The sequence below is a fragment of the Methylobacterium sp. UNC378MF genome, assembly GCF_900103195.1.
Lineage (GTDB): Bacteria > Pseudomonadota > Alphaproteobacteria > Rhizobiales > Beijerinckiaceae > Methylobacterium.
This window is the reverse complement of sequence record NZ_FMWU01000039.1, coordinates 1-17,924: the sequence shown is the minus strand read 5'-3', so window position 1 is coordinate 17,924 and position 17,924 is coordinate 1. Positions and strand designations below refer to the sequence as shown.

Annotated in this window: 12 protein-coding genes; 3 read left to right on the top strand and 9 right to left on the bottom strand. The window is 67.5% G+C overall.

Annotated elements, in window-relative coordinates:
- Positions 1-357: 357 nt before the first annotated feature.
- Both BLT59_RS27550 and BLT59_RS27545 read left to right on the top strand, forming a co-directional pair.
- Entirely contained in the window at positions 358-1,608 is a 1,251-nt protein-coding gene (locus BLT59_RS27550) for an HlyD family secretion protein (RefSeq protein WP_091788562.1), read from the top strand.
- Positions 1,590-3,590, top strand: a complete 2,001-nt coding sequence (locus BLT59_RS27545) for a glycosyltransferase family 2 protein (protein WP_091788559.1) — start codon at positions 1,590-1,592, stop codon at positions 3,588-3,590. Before BLT59_RS27550 ends, BLT59_RS27545 begins: the two co-directional genes overlap by 19 nt.
- A gap of 464 nt (positions 3,591-4,054) precedes the next feature.
- On the opposite strand, the gene BLT59_RS30875 is transcribed toward BLT59_RS27545, so the two are convergent.
- The 5 genes from BLT59_RS30875 to BLT59_RS27525 all read right to left on the bottom strand — a co-directional run bounded on the left by BLT59_RS30875 (position 4,055) and on the right by BLT59_RS27525 (position 13,308).
- The gene (locus BLT59_RS30875; RefSeq protein ID WP_139174130.1) at positions 4,055-4,402 is read right to left on the bottom strand and encodes a hypothetical protein; all 348 of its coding nucleotides are present in this window, start codon (positions 4,400-4,402) and stop codon (positions 4,055-4,057) included.
- Positions 4,403-4,709: 307 nt separating this feature from the next.
- On the bottom strand, positions 4,710-6,428 hold the full coding sequence (locus BLT59_RS31545; protein ID WP_175544157.1) for a hypothetical protein: 1,719 nt from the start codon (positions 6,426-6,428) through the stop codon (positions 4,710-4,712).
- A gap of 191 nt (positions 6,429-6,619) precedes the next feature.
- Complete coding sequence (locus BLT59_RS31635) at positions 6,620-9,973, bottom strand: phage portal protein (protein WP_139174129.1); 3,354 nt, start codon at positions 9,971-9,973, stop codon at positions 6,620-6,622.
- A gap of 271 nt (positions 9,974-10,244) precedes the next feature.
- Complete coding sequence (locus BLT59_RS27530) at positions 10,245-12,782, bottom strand: CheR family methyltransferase (RefSeq protein WP_091788556.1); 2,538 nt, start codon at positions 12,780-12,782, stop codon at positions 10,245-10,247.
- 133 nt (positions 12,783-12,915) lie between these two features.
- Positions 12,916-13,308 (bottom strand): DUF6894 family protein, encoded by a 393-nt coding sequence (locus BLT59_RS27525; RefSeq protein ID WP_091788553.1) that lies wholly within the window; start codon positions 13,306-13,308, stop codon positions 12,916-12,918.
- Positions 13,309-13,423: 115 nt separating this feature from the next.
- Here BLT59_RS27525 and BLT59_RS27520 point away from each other — a divergent pair, with 115 nt between their 5' ends.
- On the top strand, positions 13,424-14,158 hold the full coding sequence (locus BLT59_RS27520) for a Crp/Fnr family transcriptional regulator (protein WP_091788550.1): 735 nt from the start codon (positions 13,424-13,426) through the stop codon (positions 14,156-14,158).
- Positions 14,159-14,222: 64 nt separating this feature from the next.
- On the opposite strand, the gene terL is transcribed toward BLT59_RS27520, so the two are convergent.
- The 4 genes from terL to BLT59_RS27500 all read right to left on the bottom strand — a co-directional run.
- Positions 14,223-15,959: a phage terminase large subunit gene (gene terL / locus BLT59_RS27515; RefSeq protein WP_348272296.1), complete on the bottom strand. Its 1,737-nt coding sequence runs from the start codon at positions 15,957-15,959 to the stop codon at positions 14,223-14,225.
- Positions 15,904-16,248: a hypothetical protein gene (locus BLT59_RS27510; protein ID WP_175544156.1), complete on the bottom strand. Its 345-nt coding sequence runs from the start codon at positions 16,246-16,248 to the stop codon at positions 15,904-15,906. The genes terL and BLT59_RS27510 overlap by 56 nt, the downstream gene beginning before the upstream one ends.
- Before the next feature lie 173 nt (positions 16,249-16,421).
- A complete protein-coding gene (locus tag BLT59_RS27505) occupies positions 16,422-17,435 on the bottom strand; it encodes an SDR family oxidoreductase (protein WP_091788544.1) in 1,014 nt (337 codons plus the stop codon).
- Positions 17,436-17,563: 128 nt separating this feature from the next.
- Positions 17,564-17,924: cupin domain-containing protein (locus tag BLT59_RS27500; protein ID WP_139174128.1), on the bottom strand; the 361-nt coding region annotated here is incomplete at its 5' end.

The following is a 17,924-nucleotide window of genomic DNA, read 5'->3' as shown; positions in this document are numbered from 1 at the left end:
TCAGTGTGCGGTGTGCCGGTCGGTCTACGTCAAGTTGCCGGCCTCAATACCAACGGTCTGCATTGGGTGGATATCCGCTGTTCCGCTTTCGGGGGCGAATGCGTTGAAGCGGACGTCGCCTCCGTGTTCGCTTCGGGGTGCTGATAGTCATTTCAAAGGCTCGCAATGTTCGCCACATCGATTAAAGCCCCAAAATAATAATTCGTTAACTATAGCAAATCCGGCAATCCGGAGTGACATTGCAAGCTTGCCAGATGTATCTCGAGCCGGAACCGTCGCCGAACTCGCGTAGTTGTGCTCGATACGGACAGAAACCATACCGGATTTGCCGACAATCATACAAACCTGAGGCGCCGAATGCCCTGGAACAGTCGCTGGATGCGCGTGCTGGTCGGCGTGCTTCTTCTGAGTGCTGCCATCCTAGCGGTCCTTCCAAGCTTCACAGGCTACACCAGCCTCGACGGCACCGTGAACGCACGCTTCGCCGTCGTCTCAGCGCCCATCGAGGGCGTCGTCTCCGATACGCCGCCTAAGGTCGGCACGGCGCTGCCCGAGGATACCTCGGTGTTCTTCATCAATAACGGCCGCATCGCCCGGACCGCTGAAGCGCAATTAGATGCTGACTTGGCTGCATCCAAGGAAAAATTGCGGGCACTCGAGCTGCAGGCGAAGGATCTATCCGCACTGAAAACCGATCTCGTTGGTCGCCTCAAAGAATACCAGCAGGCGAGCATAGTGAGCATCCAGCAAGAGATCATTATCCGTCAGCAGCGCATTGCGACAGCGCAGGCGAACAAGACGTCCGCCGAGGCGGACCTTGCGCGCAAGCAGACGCTGGGCGCGACTGGCGTGGTGGCAGGGAGTTCGGTCGAGCAAGCCCGCGCTGCCTCGGTCGGGGCCGGCAGCGAGCAGAACATCGCCAAGGCCGAGCTGGAGCGGCTCCAGCGCCAGTTGGATGCGCTCAAGCGTGGCACCTTCGTCGGCGAGGGTCGCAATGACGTGCCCTACTCGCAGCAGCGTACCGACGAGGTCACGATCCAGCTTGCCAACGTCGAGGCTCAGATCCGGATCGAGAAAGCTCGCACCCAGCAGTTGAGCCTCCAACTTTCTTTGGAGCGCTCCCGCAACGACCGGCTCTCCTTCGCCGCAGTGCAGGTTCCGTTCAAGGGAGTCATCTGGCGCAATAACGTCGTGGCGGGCTCAAACGTGCTGGTCGGCAACGAGTTGATGCGCCTGCTCGACTGTCGCGACCTATTCGTGGATATCCTCGTGGACGAGGTGAACTACGATGAGATCAAGCCGGGCGATAGCGCCGATGTGCGGCTACTCGGAACGTCCCAGGTGATCGGTGGTCGGGTTTTATCGGTGCGCGGGTCGGCCGCCGCCGTCGAAGAGGTGGTGTTGGCAGCTATCCCGCCGCAGAGCCGGGGCAAGAATGCCCGCATCCGGGTCGCGCTCGACCCGAGCGATATGCAAACCGATTACGCCAATTTCTGCCAGGTCGGTCGCACGGTTCAGGTTCGGTTCGCGCGTGCCGGGTCGTCCCTTCAAACCGCCCTCGATCCGGTCGTGAATTGGGTGAAGGGCCTGTGGTTCAGCATCTCGTAAGCCTCGGGCCGACGCTTTTCGTTGCGGCCTTCTTCTTTATCTTCGCCCTGAACTGGCCCAGAGACCGCACGTGGACGCGCGCGGTTACCTGCGCCTTCGTGCTGCTCGTCGCCGTGCGCTATCTCTGGTGGCGCTTCTTCCACACCGTCCTGCCCTACCCGGCGGATCGAAGCTTCGGCTTCTTCTGGACGTGGTTCGTGTTCTTCGTCGAGATTGGCGCCTTCGCCGACATCCTGCTCTTCCTGGTGGCGATGAGCCGCTATGTGGATCGGCACGCCGAGGCCGACCGCCTAGAGCGCTCGTTTTTCGCCGCCTGCCCTGACGGCCTGCCCGCCGTCGACGTGTTCATTCCGACCTACAACGAGCCTCTGGATGTCTTGGAACGGACCATCGTTGGGGCTCTCGCGCTCGACTATCCGCGAGAGAAGCTGAAAGTATATGTCCTCGACGACAAGCGCCGCGACTGGTTGCGCACCTATTGTGAGTCGAAGGGGGCGATCCACGTCACGCGCCCGGACAACAGCCACGCCAAAGCAGGCAATATGAACAACGGCCTGAAGGTCTCTTCGGGTGCGTTCGTCGCGATCTTCGATGCCGACTTCGTGCCGTACCGCAATTTCCTGCGCCGCACGCTGCCCTTCTTCCGGGACCCGACCATCGGCATCGTTCAGACGCCGCAGCACTTCTTCAACAAGGACCCGGTACAGTCGAACCTCAATCTCGAGAAGGTCTGGCCCGATGAGCAGCGGCTGTTCTTCGACGAGATGGCCACATCGCGCGACGCCTGGGACGTTAGCTTCTGCTGTGGTTCCTGCTCCATCGCTCGACGGGCCGCCATCGACGCGATCGGCGGCTTCCCGCACGACTCAATCACTGAGGATCTGCTCACCACGCTCGCGATGCTCAATAAGGGCTACAAGACCCGGTACCTCAACGAGCGACTGTCGATGGGTTTGGCGGCCGAGAACCTTAAGGGCTACTTCGTGCAGCGCGGGCGCTGGTGCCGGGGCGGCATCCAGACGATCTACCTCCATAACGGCCCGCTGCGTGGTCCTGGCCTCAACCTGTTCCAGCGGGTGATGTTCATACCTCTATCCTGGTTGGTTCAGTACACCGTCCGCTTTGTCATCCTAATCGTGCCTGCGGTCTACCTGTGGACCGGCGCGGCTCCGCTCTACTTCACCGGCACCGAGGATATCGTGCGGTACCAGCTTCCTGTGCTGGTCGGCTATTTCTTGCTAATGGGCTGGCTCACGCCGACGCGGTACCTGCCCCTGATCTCCTCGGCAGTCGGCACCTTCGCGACCTTCCGCATGCTGCCCGTCGTGCTCTCCAGCCTGATCAAGCCTTTCGGCGTGCCCTTCAAGGTGACGCCCAAGGGCTCGGGCAACGAGGAGTCCGAGTTCGACGCCTACACGTTCTTCTGGATCGCTTCCTTGATCGCGATCACGTCACTCGGTCTCATCGTCAACATCGTACCCGAATGGTCGCGCATCGGTGAGGGCGAATTCTCGGTGGTGTCGGCCTATTGGGCCGTGGTCAACATCGTGGTTCTGATGATCGCGGCACTGATCTGCTTCGAGAAGCCACGTCCCCTCGTAGAGTCCTTCTCCACGAACGAGCGCGCACTCGTGCTCGATGTGAGTGAGACTTACCGCGAGGCGCGCATTGTCAGTCTCTCGCTGGAAGGGGGCATAGTTGAGTTCGCCACGCCTCCAGGCCTGCGGACCGGTGACCACATGTGGGTCGAGATGGACGCTTTCCCGCACCTGCGCTGCACAGTCGAGAAGGTCGCGGGTCCCAAGGCGAGCAAGCCCGTCAGCGTAAAATTCAGCTTCAAACTCGAAGGCGAGTGCCGCGACCGCATGATCGTCAAGCTCTACACAGGCCGCTACAGCCAGGACATCCACGACCTCGACAAGTCCGCTATCGCAGGTGGGGTTTGGTCGCGGATGTTCGGCGGAAGCCGGGAGATCATTTAGTGCGCCTTGGCGATGAGCCGCGCGGAGGCTTCGACGAGTTCTATCTAACCGAGCGCCGGCGCACGGCTGGCAGCATACGGGCTTCTACCCGGTCACTGGCAGATTGACGCGGATGTGGCGCGGCTTGTCGGGCCGCTCGGCGGTGCTGGCGTGGCGACGGTTCGGCCGTCAGAGTTGCACGTCATCCTGAATGCTTCCGACAGCAAGCCGTAGGTATCGAAGGGGACCATAGACGTCAGGAGCCTCGGCCCAGCCGTGCGACCGCCTGCCTTCAGCGAACGCGTTAACGGTCACTGAAATGGCCTCGAGATGCCAGGAATTTTGTAAACCAGAAAATCTGTCGCGCCGGGGACAGGAAACCAATGGTCCATTTACAGTCATCATCCATAACAAAATCCCATAAATCAAACAACTCGTCGTCTTTAGAACACGTATCAATCACTCTAACTTCTGGATCAAACGATCTAGTTGGGGAGTTTTCGAGCAGAATTTAGACAAAATTCTTGGACCTCTCCGGTCGACTTGAGCTGCCCATCTTTAGAGAGCTGCATTGCCCGCTCTCCAGCGTTCCACGAAGCGCGGCCGATCTCGGCCCGGTCAGTGGATGAACAAGCCCCGATCTTCACATCGGCGCCGATGCGCTCCTCCGTCGATTTTAGAAGATCACTGCCACGACCGGTCGCGGACTTGAAATTTCCCAGACAAGTGTTCGCGATATGTAACTGAACGTTGCAAGCAGCTATTGCTCCATTTGCCGCGCCGGTGAGCGCGCCGATCACTAAGATCCCGCCGAACATGTATGCTGATGCCACAGGGGTTGTCCTCTTCGGTATCCCAAGGAGACCCCTTGGAATGGGGAGCTCATAATGCAAATCAAATCTCTAGAGAATGAATTTTGCGACCCCGCTGATTGGCTGCGTAATTTACTGCGCGGAGCGTTAGCGAGTACTAAATTGTGCCATCCTGGACATAGATTGTTTTTCGATGTCGGCGCTTATGGCCGCATTAACGATTTCCCCAGCGCGTCCGCTTTCGAGAAGAGCGTTGATACGTTTCTTCGGCCGATTTGGGTCGCAAGCGGTCGCGAGTGACCTTACGCATGCAGCCGATCTGACCGTCTCAGCGGGCGAGCGCGAGCTGCTGCGGGGTCTGGTGTGAGACCTTGATCAGCAGATCCGCGCGCGCCTCCGGGCTCATCTTGGCCAGGTGGTCGCGGATCGCGTCCGCGGACGGGATGTCAGATGAACCGGAATCACCCTCGTTGCCCTTCGTGACCGCGCGGCCCACGAGATGGCGCGGCACGGGCTGATCCCCCACCATCTTCGCGAGCGCCGCGATCTGCGGCAGCACCTCGTCGGTCAGCGTCTTCTGCAGCGCGTCGCGCTGGCCGGTCATCTTGGCAAGTTCGGCCCGCACTGCTTCGATCGCATCGCCGCCCTTGGTCAGGTCGGCGCCGGCAGCCTTCTCGGCCGATGCACAGGTCGCGCCAAGGCCGCAGGCGTCGTCGTGCATGCGCTGGATCCGCTCCTGGTCCGCCCGGCTGTTGCGTGCGCCGACCTTGGCGAGCGCCCGACCGGCGGGGCTGTCGGGCGCGACCGCCTTCACCAGCGCGTCGTAGGCGGCGTCGGAAAGCGGTCCCGCGGCCAGCGCCATCGCGGTGTCGGTCGGCGCGTCGTCCATCAGGTCCGCCATCTCGGCCGCGACCATGGCCTGCAGGAGCGCCACGCCCTGCGTGGCCCAGGCCTTCATCTGCCGGGGCAGCGCCGCGTCGCCATTGGCGTAGACCACGTCGAACACCGCCGAGCCGACCATGCTCTTGATCTCGCTCAGCAGCACCGCGAGCCGCGACACGCCGTAGAGGTCCTTCGCGAGATCCGATCCGTCGGTCGCCTTGCCGAAATCGGCACGCGGGCGGCTGCGCGGCCGTCCCGTCTGCGCCTCGACTTCGGAGGCGGTCGCTGCCCCGTCGGCGGCCCCGAGCCGCTTGCCGAGATCGGACAGGGCGTCGAGCACCGGCCCGGCTGCGACCCTGGCGGAGGCTTCGGCCTCCGTGCGGGCGTTGTGGGCGAGCGCGTCGACCTTCTTGGCGAAGGTGCTGCCGTCCTTCGCCTTCCAGACCTGCTCGACCTCACCATCACTCGGCGGCGCGGGGTTCGACGGCTCGAGGACGGAATGCGCCTCGGCCAGCGCCGCCGCTTCCACCGCCTTCATCAGGGCCTCGCGCGCCGGCGCCACGAAGTCCCCGATCTCGCCCGGCCGGCCGGCGGCCGCAGCGAGATCCTCGGCCTTGGCGAGGACGTCCGCATTGGTCGGCTCGGGCGGCGGGGCGATCCGCACCGATTCCGCGAACGCCCGCATCTCGGCCGCGCCGTCTGCCTTCAGCACCTGGAACGTCGCGGAGGGCAGGCAGGGCAGGTCCACGAGGCTGACCTCGCTCGGATCGGCCGTATAGCGCATCAGGCCGTCCTCACCCCGCCAGCGCTTGGCGTAGGCGCCGCCCTGCGAGAACCCCGTGTAGACGCCCTCCTCGACCTTCTTCCACTCCGCATCGTCCACCACTTTCGCGCAGATCTCGATCTGCTTGGCGTCGTCGTTGAACGCGATCTGCGTGACCTTGCCGGCCGCGACCTTGCCGTGCATCGCGCGCAGATTGCCGAGCGAGCGGCCGTCGGTCGCCTTGGCGATGCTGCCCGACCATTTCTCGTAGAGCGGCTTCGTCGAGGCGTAGTCGCAGACCTCGCCGGCGCGGTCAGGGGTCTCGGCGGTCGCCAGGCCGTAGACGAGCCGGTTGGCCGCATCGACCTTCGTCAGCGGCAGGAACAGGGACAGCTCGGGCATGATGGGCTCCGACGGAGACGCGGTGGCGCACCGTGGCTGAGGTCAGGGCTGGTGGGTGTCGCGGTCGTTGAACCGGAGCCCGCGACCGTCTAGATTTCGGTCAGCGCGGGACCGTGGTGCGTCCCGGACGTTTCGCCCAAGGTCGGCCACGTGGTCGGCACGCGGTCGTCACGGCCCGCGCTCCTCACGCCCTACGTGCCGCGCTTCGAGAAGCTGTGCAGGCGCAGTGTCCGGTACCGCTTCCTGACCGTCAGGACGGCATGGTAGGTCTCGCCCCGCACCGTGTGATCGACGGTCACGACGGGCAGATTCTCCGCCTTCGTGCGGCCTTCACCAGCCCTCACGATCCCCCTCTGGAGAACGCGCCGAAGCCGCTCGAAATCGGCGGCCTGGATCGGGTTTCGATCGCTGCTGTCCGGTCCGTGATGGTTGTCGGTGTGCCGCGCGCCAACCCCGTCCAACTCGAAGCGCCACCCATCGACATCCCGGCCTGCATGAGCGGAGAAGCGGTGCCCCGGCACGCGCCCGAGATCGACGTTGTCGAGGTGCTGCCGATCCGCGATGGCGCGCTGGGCGAGGCGGCGCGCCCGCCGATCCGCACCACCGGCACCGGAGAACCGACCGTCACCGCCGCGCGGGTGCTTTGACGGATCGAACGCCTTGCCGATCGACTCGCCGACCTCGACGGCTGGCACCACCACGCAGCGGCAGGACGGATGCGCGGGTGTCGCCTCGTCCCCGCTCGGGAACGCGTCCTCCAGATCGATCGCGCCGGCATCCGCGTTGGCCTGGCAGACCGCGCAGCAACCTTCCTCGGCCCACCAGGCTTTGCGGACCGCGATGCCGTCCGCGACCACCTCCCGGTAGCTCTCCAGCGACGCCGCGCTGTTGGCGCTGGCCACCTCGTACTCGGCGATGCGCGCGGCGCGCTCTTCCGAGAAGGCGTAGTCCGCCTCGATCGCCTCCGCGATGGCATCGAGGCCGAGGTTGCGTTCCAGCCCGGACGCGATGGTCTCGCGCAGCCGGTCGCGGGTCGCTTCGGTGATCACCATCCTCGCATCGGCCGACGGCGCGAGCCGCCCGTCGGCGTCGAAGCGCATCCCGACCATCTCGGCCGCGCGGGCCCGCGCCGCGGCGACCGCCCGGGTGTTCACGCGATCGACCAGCTCCGCGCGGCTGGCGGCGCCCACCTGCGCCAGCGCGCGACGACCGGCATCGGCCGCGACGGCCTCGAGTTCGTCGGCCACCTCCGGCGCGACCGCGCGCAGGTCAGCGAAGTCGAGTTCGTCGAGGAACGCGTCCAGCGCGTGGCGCAGCGCGTCGGCGTTGTCGGGATCCGGGCCGGCCTTGGCGAGCTTGCCGAGCCCGCGCAGGCCTTCGACCACCTCAGAGCGGGTAGCGTCCAGCGCCGTCGTGAGCTGCTTCGTGATCGCCCGCATGGCCCGGCGCGTGGCCGGTCGGTCGAAAGGGACGGGATCGGCCGGCCTCCAGACCCGGCGCTTGGCGAGTTCCGCACCGGCGGCCTTCTGGGTCGGCGCCGGCAGATACGCGATCTGCGTCGTGAGGCGGCCGCGCAGATCCTCCAGGGCAGCCGCGATGGCGCTGCGGCGGGCGGCGTCGAGGCCGCCGTCGCGGACGGCGGCGATCATCGCGTCGAGCGCGGCGCCCGCCACCTCGCTGAGCCGGTCCCGTATCCGTTCGCCCGCGGCGGCGTTCCCAGCCGCCTTGCCGAACCCGACCGCGCCGGCGAGGTGGTCGAGCATGCGCGCGACCTCGTCGTCGTCGTAGCCGAGGTGCGCGCCGATGTGGCGGCCTGCCGTGACCAGCGCGTCGCCGAGCAGGTAGTTCTCGGCGATCCAGACCGCAGCTTCGACCGCGGCAGGCACGGTGCCGCCGGACGCGGCCGTGACGATCGCGCCCCCGGCGATCACCGCCCCGCCGATCGCGGTGCGCAGGACGGTGCGCTTGAACGCGGCGCGCTCCGCGGCCTCGCCCGCATCACCGCCTGCGCTCCCGTCGGTCCACCGGCCGCGCGCATCCCGCGGCTGGGTCTCGTCGAACTTGCCGAGCAACTTGGCGATCGGCTCCGACAGTCCGTCGTCCTGTTCCTCGGCGTCCTGCCCGGAGCTACCGAATCCGTTCGCCCTGGGCGGCCCGAACGCGTCGAGCGCCGCCTTCTTGCCCGCCAGCGTGTTCGCCTCGATCGGCACGAGGCCCGCGCCGGTCATCACCATCAGGACGTCGGCGGCCGGGCTCGGGTCGGGATCGAGCCCCAGGATCTTGCGGCCCTCGTTGACGCGCATCAGCCCGCCCGCGGTCAGCCCGCGCAGGCGCTCGGCCTGCGCGGCCTCGTCGATCTGCTCGTCCGCCTGCCACGCGAATTCCAGCTCGGGCGCGGCGAGGTCGTCGGCGATCACCTCGTCGAGGACGCCCTTGATCCAGTCGAGCAGTGGGGCGAGGCCCTCCTCCTCGGCGAGTTCCTTCTGCGTGTCGGCCGAGGCGCGGTTCATCTGCTTGATCAGCGCCTGGGGCGAGATCGAGAAGGCGAAGCACACCACCCGCGACAGCCACTCGTCGAACTCGCCCTTGAGCTGCGGCTCGCTCGTCTGGTGGAGCGCTACCTTTCCGGGGACGAAGCGGGCGCGCCGCCGCGCGGCCAGATTGTCGGTGAACAGCGAGTCCCAGTAGGTCTGGTAGGTCGCGATCTGGTCCGGCCCCCAGGTCTCGGGCACGCCGATCAGCGCGTCCGGCACGGTGCCGCTGGTGAAGTACTCCAGGGTCATCACCTGCCGGCGCAGGGCGATGTTGACGGTGGTCATCACCTGCTCGACCGGCGAGAAGCCGTAGACGCGGTCGGTGCGCAGGTTGCGCGGGCGGTAGAGCAGCTCGCGCGCGGTGTAGTTCACCGCCGGAAGGCCCTTGAGGATCTGCTGGTAGGCCTCGGGCCAGACGGTCTCGCCGCTCTGCACCCACGGCATCGGCACGCGGCCGTCTTCGCCAAGAATCGGCTTGATGGTGGCGCCGTCGATCGGCTCCAGTGCGAGGAGATCGCCGGCGCGAGAGCGCTGTTTGAAGTTCGTCCAGGCGTCGAGGACGAGCACGTCCTCCAGGCCCATGCGCAGCCAGTCGGTCCAGGGGTGGATGCCGTCGGGCTCGGCGAGGAAAGCCGTGACTGCCGCGGCCTTCGCGGCAGCCGGCTTCCCGCTGTCGCGCGGCTTGATTGCCCACTTCATCCGGGCAGCCTGGTCCTTACGGGTCTCGATCACGAGCCGCAGGAGGTCGTAGCCGTCAGCGAGCCGGCGCAACTGCCCGAACGAGACCGGCTCGTGGGCACGCGCCGTGGTGTTGAGGTTGTAGCCGGTCGGGTAGTCGAAGCGGCGGCCGGCGATCTCTGCGGGTGCGGAGGGGCGCATCGGCGCGGACGGGCCGAACCAGCCGAAGCCCTGGCCAGCCGTCGAGCCAGAGCCCGCGCTGCCATAGGTGAGGGTGTAGGCCAGCGGGGCGAGCGAGATGCCCGGTACGCCGCCGCGTGAGGGTGAGGCCAAGTGCGGTTGCCCTTTGGCGGAGCGCGAAGAGGGGCCTGGAGAGCGCTAAGTCTGCGATCGAAGGCCGAGAATCAGGGCTGTCTGCTTGCGACCCAACCCGGTCGTTCGGAGCGCCGTCGGCGCTTCTCCAAAGCAGCCGTTCGTCAGCCCTCCGGCATCTTCCACTCGGGGTGGAATGCCGACCTTCGCGCCAAAGCTCTCGATCGTCGGCAAGCCCTTTGAAGCGGCCCATCCTGAGGCCCCGTCGCGCAGTGGCGACTTACGGACTCCTTCACCCGACCGACGATACCGCCACAAAGGTGACGATCACGCCTTCAATCGCATTCTTCTGTATTCGGTAAGGCACGATCCGCACGAGGTGGTGCTGGCCAGCCTCCTGCTCAGGCTGCTCGATCCGGCGCTCGATCTCCTGTCCGCCGGCTAACACGCTCTGCAGATCCTCCGCGAGGCTTGGATACGCCGGACGCACGGCGAAGTCGGTCAGCGGCCGGCCGCGGTCACCCTCCTGGATCGGGACGAACCGCGCCACCGCCGGCGTGAACGTCCGGATCACCAGGTTGCGGTCGAGGAACACCGTGGCCAAGCCGCTGGCGGTGAACAGATTGCGCAGGTCGCCATTCGCCCGGTCGAGGTCGTCGATCTTGCCGCTCAGCTCATGGTTGACCGTCTGCAGCTCCTCGTTCAGCGACTGCAGCTCCTCCTTGGATGCCTCCAGCTCCTCGTTGGTCGATTGCAGCTCCTCGTTGACCGAGATCAGCTCCTCATTAGACGATTTCAGCTCCTCCAGCGCGGTCTCGTACTCCTCGATCATCGATTGCAGCCGCTCGCGTGTGTCGCGCAGCTCGCGCTCCAATTGCATCGCGTCCGCGTCCGGGTGCAGCCGCGCGTCGCGCTGCTCGGCTTCCGCCCGGCTCAGCGACGGGCCCTGGTCGTGGAACAGCACCAGGAGCAGCGGCTCGGCGCCGTCCCCCTGCGGCAGCGGCTCGACCGTGACCGACACCACCTGAACCCGCCCCTCCTCGCCCTCGACGGAGAGGTTCTCGCGCTTGGCCGACCTGCGCGTCTCGATCGCCTCGCGCAGCGCCGAGCGCAGGTCGAGGCGCAGCCCGCGGCGCGCCAGTGTCAGCAGCTGCCGGCTCGGCAGGCCGACAGACGCCTCCAGGTACTTGCCCGTGCGGGATGAGTAGTGAACCACGTCACCGTCGCGGTCGACCACGACGTGTGGCGGCGCGAACCGATCGACGACGTGGCTCTCCACGACCTGGCGCAGCGGCGGGCCGGCCTCGTTGCTCGGGGAGACCGGCCGTAGTCCGCGGCTGAAGGACGAGGTGCGGCCGAACGGGGCGGGCTGCGTGCCGGTGACCACCAGCGGCAGCGGTCCGGCGAGCCGGTCGGTCTCCCGAGCCTGGAAGATGCGGTGCTTCTTATCGAGCGTCGTGAACAGGTCGGTGAACTGGCTGATGTTCTCGGCCGTGCCGAGGAACAGGTGCCCGCGCGGGCGCAGGGCGTAGTGGAAGATCGGGATGACCTGCGCCTGCACGTCCGGACCGAAGTAGATCAGCAGGTTGCGGCACGAGACGAGGTCGATGCGCGAGAACGGCGGGTCGCGGATCACGCTGTGGGGCGAGAACACGCATAGCTCGCGCACCTCCTTGGTGATCACGTAGGAGCCGCCCTCGGCCGTGAAGAAGCGCTGGCGCCGCTCGGGCGAGACGCTGTCGAGCAGCGCCTCCGGGTAGCGGCCGGCGCGGGCCACGCTCAGCGCCGGATCGTCGATGTCGGTGGCGAAGATCTGCACCCGCGGCACGGTGCGCAGGCCGTCCATGTACTCGCGCATCAGCATGGCCAGCGAGTACACCTCCTCGCCCGTGGCGCAGCCGGGCACCCACACCCGGATCGTGCTGCCGGCCCCGCGGCCCTCGAACACGCGTGGCAGCACCTCCGTCCTGAGCGCCTCGAAGGCACCAGCGTCGCGGAAGAAGTTGGTCACGCTGATCAAGAGGTCGCGGAACAGCGCCGCGACCTCATCGCCGTCCCGGCGCAGGCGCTCGACGTACTCCTCGACCCGGGTGATGCGGGCGACCTGCATGCGCCGCTGCACTCGACGCGTGAAGGTCTTGGCCTTGTAGCCGGAGAAGTCGTGGCCGAGCTGATCGCGCAGCAGCGCGTAGATCTCGGCGGTGGCCGCCTCAGCGGAGGAGCCTTCGAGATCCTCGATAACCCCGAAGCTGCGGGCGTAGTCGGCGAGCTTGGCGCCGATCTCGTCGGCGGGGAGCGCGAAGTCCACGAGCCCGGTGGCGATGGCGCTGCGTGGCATGTCGGGGTGGCGCGGCTTGGTGCCGTCAGCAACCTGCGCGAAGGTCAGGCCGCCGCGCTCCTTGATCGCCTTGATCCCGAGCGTGCCGTCCGAGCCGCCGCCCGACAGGACGATGCCGATCGCGTACTCGCCGCACTCCTTGGCCAGGTCGCTGAAGAACAGATCGATCGGGTTGCGCTCGCGCCGGATCGGGTCGGGCTCGCGGCTCGTGAGGCGTCCGTCCTTGAGGCCCAGGATGGCACCGGCGGGCAGCACGTAGACGTGCCCGGGCTCGATCTGCATCCCGTCGGCTGCGACCGCGATCGTCAACTGAGTGAAGCGGCCGAGCACCTCGTGCAAAAGGCTCTCGCGGTCCGGACTGAGATGGGTGACGATGACGTAGGCGAGGCCGCCGTCGGGACCGAGGCCGGAGAACAGGGTGTCGAGCGCCTCGACGCCGCCGGCCGAGGCACCGATGCCGACGATGGGGAAGCGGGGTGTGTCGTCGGCCATCAGCGGGGTCTACGATCTCGTTGAGAGGAGCCCGGCGGCGCGGCGGAGGCGGTCAGCACGATCCAGGTCGGTGAGGAAAAGGTCTCACTGGTCAGCGGGGTGCCGCGTGTCGATCGTCCGGTCAAGGCTGCGTTCAAGGCTCACGGCGGGCGCGGGCGAGGATCTCGCGGGAGTGCTGCAGCGTCTCACGCGCCGCGCCGATCGCCTCCGCGATCTCGCTGGACAGCCGTCGCGCACGGGCATGCTGGTTCGGCCGGGCTAGCCGTCGCGGGTTGCGCAGCCGCTCGCCGAAGGGCACCTCCATCAGCGTCTCGCCGGCGGCGTCGGCGATGACGAAGCTGTAGGGCATCGGGCTGTGGCCCGTGTGCATGAGTTCGGCCGCCATGTCGGGGATCGAGGCGCAGGCTTGGAGATAGGCGGTCTCCAGGTCTGCCAAGACGAGACCGTCCTCGTCGGGATCGAGGCCGTCGGGCGTGCGCAGATGGAAGAAGAACAGGGGCACCAGAGCCTCGCGGCGACCGTGCAACGCAAGCGACGATCCTCGGCCGTAACACACGTTGGGACGATCCAACTTCACATGCGTTAGACGGGGCAAATACTGCGGCACTCAGCGCATTCGGCTCACGGTGTGGAGGATCCCTATGCAGAACCCCCTCGTCACCAAGCTTGAGCAGTTCGCACGCCTCTCGGATGAGGACCAGCGGGCTCTGCACACGCTGACGAGCCAGCCCGTGCGCCGCTACCAGCCGGACACGGACATCGTGTGTGAGGGCGACGTCCCGCAGACCATCCGGCTCGTCCTCTCGGGTTGGGCCTACCGCTACAAGCAACTGCCGGACGGGCGCCGCCAGGTGGTAGCGCTTATCCTGCCCGGCGACCTGTGCGTCGACAACGTGTTCGTGCTATCCGAGATGGATCACTCGATCGGTGCACTCAACGACGTGACGCTGGTTGAGATCCCACCGGCGGTGTTCGAAGCGGTGATGACCGTGCACCCGCGCGTGACGCGGGCGCTGGGATGGGCGTCGCTGGTGAACGCGGCGATGCAGCGGGAGTGGGTGCTGAACCTCGGCCGGCGCGTTGCGGTCGAGCGACTGACCCATCTGTTCTGCGAGGTGTTCTACCGCCTGCGCGCAATCGGGCTGACGCAGGAGGACAGCTGCGAGATGCCTCTGACGCAAACCGAACTGGCCGACGTGATCGGCATGACGCCGGTGCACGTCAACCGCGTGCTGCAGACGCTGCGCAGGCAGAAGCTGGTTGAGCTTAGGGGGCGCAGGTTGACCATTCCAGATCTGGAGGCTCTGGAGCGAGCGGCGCTGTTCACCCCGAACTACCTACATCTGGGCCGTGTCGAAGCGCAGTTCGACGCTTGAGGGTCCACGCTGATGCCTTTGCTGCTCGGAAGCGGACGGGCAGAAATCCACCCAAGAGAGACCTTCAGGTTGCCTCGGCTTCATAGCTGAACCCAGAGGCCAGCAGCGGCCCGGCATCCGCGCGCAAGACCGTGATTCGCCCATGGGTATCAGGCGTATAGCGTGTCCCCGACAGGCCGATCACCATTCCTGTGCCCGCCGGTGCCAACAGCTCGATCCTCGAGCCCTCGCCGGCGCCGGCGCCGGCGCCGCTCGGTATGGACCACCCGTGGCGCGGCAATTCAGGCGCCGGACTTACCCCACTCTGCCGCCGGTAGAACTCGATCAGCCCCTCGCCGGGCAGCACGCCCGCCAGTTCGTTGAACGCGTCGGCGGCCGCGTCCACCTGATCGTCGTGGCCGCCGGTCGGGAACATGCCAAGTTCCTCCAGGAACGTCTCGTTCCAGGGCCCGCGCAGCAGCAGCACGTTGCCGACCTCGACCTGGCTGGAGAGCGGCTTGGCGCGCACCTCCTTCGCGCCGGTCGGAGCCACAGCGCTGACGATGAAGCCCGCGAGCGCCGTGACGTAATCCTCCACCTGCGCGATGCCGGCCTGCCCCGCATCCTTCGGGATCCGGATGCCGACCGCGGCCCCGTCCTGGCCCGCGGTGTTGATCAGCCTCTGGCGGACTTTGCCCGGCGTCTCGCGCACCCGAACCACGTCGACGATGTAGAACCGCTTGTCCGTCCCGCGGCCCATCTTTACGCCGACGGTCCAGTCCGGATCGGCGCCGGGCCGCTTCTTCGTGCCGGCGAAGTCCCAGGCGCGCACCCACTTCTCGATCGGCGGGAGCGCGTCGACGATCCCGAACCCCGCCCGGTCGAACAGCCCGCCCTCGCGCGGGGCAGGCCGCTGCTGGAACTGGCCGGCCACCGCGTAGGCACCGAGCGGGACCTTGTCGCGCTCGACCACCGACCGCGGGAAGCGCTCGGGGAACAGCAATTCGCCGTCGAGCGTGCGCGGGTCGGCGAAGATCGGCGTCCGGCAGGCGCGGTCCGGCTCGAACTCCATCGGCAGCATCAGGTGGACGTAGCCCAGGCCGAGCCGCAGGATCTCGCCCGAGACGTCGCGCTCGTGCAGGCGCTGCATGATCACCACGATCGCCGAGCGCGCCGGGTCGTTGAGGCGCGTCGTCACCGATTCGCGGAAGATGCGCAGGGTCCGCTCGCGCTCGGTCTCGCTCTCGGCCGTCTCGGTCGAGTGGGGATCGTCGATGATGACCCGGTCGCCGCGGCCCGCGGTCAGCGAGGCGAACGGCATGCCCTCGCGCGAGCCGGTCGCCGTGTTGGCGAACGAGATCTCACCAGAGCGGGACAGGGCGACGTGTGGCCAGAGCGCCCGGTACCACGCGCTCGACACGAGGTCGCGCATGCGCCGCGCGTCGCGCTTGACGAAATCCTCCTTGTACGAGGTGGTCAGGTAGCGCAGGCCGGCGAGCCCGCACGGCCCCCATTCCCAGGCCGGCCAGAACACCGAGACGATGAGCGACTTCATCGTGCCCGGCGGGACGTTGATCAGCAGCCGGTTCTCCAGCCCGAGAGCGAGGAAGCGCCCGTGGGTGATCGCCTCGAGATGCGCGCAGAGCGCCTCGATGTGCCAGCCGTGCACGTAGGGCTGGTTGGGCTCCAGGACGTGCCACGCCTCCTGGACGAAGCCGGCGAGCGCTGCGGTGCGGGCCCGGATCCGCTCGCGCTCGGCCCTCTCGCTACGCCGCGCCTGTTCCGCCCGGATCGCCGTCAGCAGCTGCGCCGGTGGCGGCAAGCGGACCGAAGAGACTTGCGAGCGCGGCCAGTTGCTCATCGGTTGCGCCCGTCAGGTCGACCGCGATCGGACCACCGCCGCCGCCGCCGTGCTCGTGGGCCTGGGTCGGCTTGCCGTAGCCCCTGTCGAGGATCTCCCGGATCGCCGCGACCGCCGCGCCCTCCGGCGTCTTCGCGTTGCGGGCGATGGCCACGAGGCGCGCGACCATCTTCGGGCCGTGCTCCTGGCAGAGCGTCTTGATCTCCGCCGTAGCCTTGTTGCGCGCGCCCTTCGGCCGTCCATGGGGCATTGCATTTCCGAGGCTATTTTATTCAGGAGCGCGGAATCCGGGCTGTGCATGTCGCGCGTGGGCCGATGGTCCCGACGCTGACACGTGATCCGGTAGTTCCGGCAGGCGCACCCTCCACCGAGCGCAGCCTCCGGCCGGGTGGGGCCGGGCAGGGTCTCCATCACGACGGCCACTTACAGGCGCCGCCGGCGTCCGGACGGCGTGCCGAGCACGGCGAAGGCCGTGGCCGCGCCGACGCCGAGGAGACCGGCCGCCGCGGCAAGAGGATGCAGCGTCGCGCGGGTATAGGCGCTGGTCCGCATGACCGGGACGGGCGGGTCGCCCCGCATCTCGCCCGCCGCCACGGGCGCGTGCAGGGCACCGGCCGGGTTACGCGGCGCGCTCTTGCGCTTCTGCAGCGCGATGATCGCCGGGCCGAGATAGTCGTAGGCGCCGGGGGCGAATTCCTTCCCCGCCACGAAAGCCTTGCCGGCCCCGCCCACGAAGATGTCCCGCTGCGGGTGAACGGCCGCGTGCAGGATCGCGTTCGCCACCTCCTCGGGCGGGTAGATCGGCGGCGGCAGACTCGGTTCGCGGTCCATGTAGTTGCGTGCCCGCTGGGGCAGGGGCGTGTCGATCGAGGCCGGCTTGATCAGCGTCACCGAGATCGGCGCATTCTCGTCCATCAGCTCCATGCGCAGGGCATCGGTGAAGCCCTTCACGGCATGTTTCGAGGCCGCGTACATGCCCTGGTACGGGAAGGCGAGGTCCGAGGCGATGCTGCCGACGTTGATGAGGGCGCCGCCATGCTGCCGCAGATGTTCGGTCGCCACCAGGGATCCGTAGACGGTGCCCCAGAAATTCGTCTGGATCAGGCGCTCGTGGTCGGCGTCGCTGATCTCGCGCAGCCGGCCGTAGATCGAGCCGCCCGCCACGTTCACCCAGGTGTCGAAGCCGCCGAAGGTGGCCGCGGCCCGGTCGGCGACTGCCTGGACGTCGGCCCGCCGGCCGACATCGGCCACGACGTCGATCGCCTTGCCGCCGACGCCCTCGATCTCGGCCCGGATGCGCGCCAGGGCGTCGCCGCTGCGCGCCGCCAGCACCACCCGGGCGCCGCGCTCGGCCGCCATCCGGGCCGTGGCAAGGCCGATGCCCGACGAGGCGCCGGTGATCACGATGACCTGCTCGCGGAGCGGCTTGTGCTTCATGCGGTATCCCCGACGCTGCGGCGCGGCCGCACCGGAGCGGCCACGCGCTAGGCTATCGATCGGGGCGGCCGCATGTTCCGGACGTGCATGCGGGTGATCGGGTCGCAGGGGCGCCCGGCCTCGGGCGGCTATCGTCCGTAGATATCCTCGACGCGGATGATGTCGTCCTCGCCGGTGTAGGAGCCGACCTGGACCTCGATCAGCTCGAGCGGGATCTTGCCGGGGTTGGCGAGGCGATGCATCGAGCCGATCGGCAGGTAGACCGCCTCGTTCTCGTGGACCAGCACCACCCGCTCGTCGATCGTCACCTCGGCGGTGCCGCGCACCACCACCCAGTGCTCCGCCCGATGGTAGTGCTTCTGCAGCGACAGGCGCCCGCCCGGCACCACCTGGATCCGCTTCACCTGGAAGCGCTCGCCGAGGTCGATCCGCTGGTACCAGCCCCACGGCCGGTACATCCGCAGATGCGCGTCCGCCTCCGGCGCGCCC

Excerpts from the sequence above, each read along its gene's own strand:
- BLT59_RS31545 (WP_175544157.1), bottom strand. The coding sequence starts at position 6,428 with ATGCCCGAGCTGTCCCTGTTCCTGCCGCTGACGAAGGTCGATGCGGCC.
- BLT59_RS27510 (WP_175544156.1), bottom strand. The coding sequence starts at position 16,248 with ATGCCCCATGGACGGCCGAAGGGCGCGCGCAACAAGGCTACGGCGGAG.
- BLT59_RS27530 (WP_091788556.1), bottom strand. The coding sequence starts at position 12,782 with ATGGCCGACGACACACCCCGCTTCCCCATCGTCGGCATCGGTGCCTCG.
- BLT59_RS27550 (WP_091788562.1), top strand. The coding sequence starts at position 358 with ATGCCCTGGAACAGTCGCTGGATGCGCGTGCTGGTCGGCGTGCTTCTT.
- BLT59_RS27520 (WP_091788550.1), top strand. The coding sequence starts at position 13,424 with ATGCAGAACCCCCTCGTCACCAAGCTTGAGCAGTTCGCACGCCTCTCG.
- BLT59_RS27505 (WP_091788544.1), bottom strand. The coding sequence starts at position 17,435 with ATGAAGCACAAGCCGCTCCGCGAGCAGGTCATCGTGATCACCGGCGCC.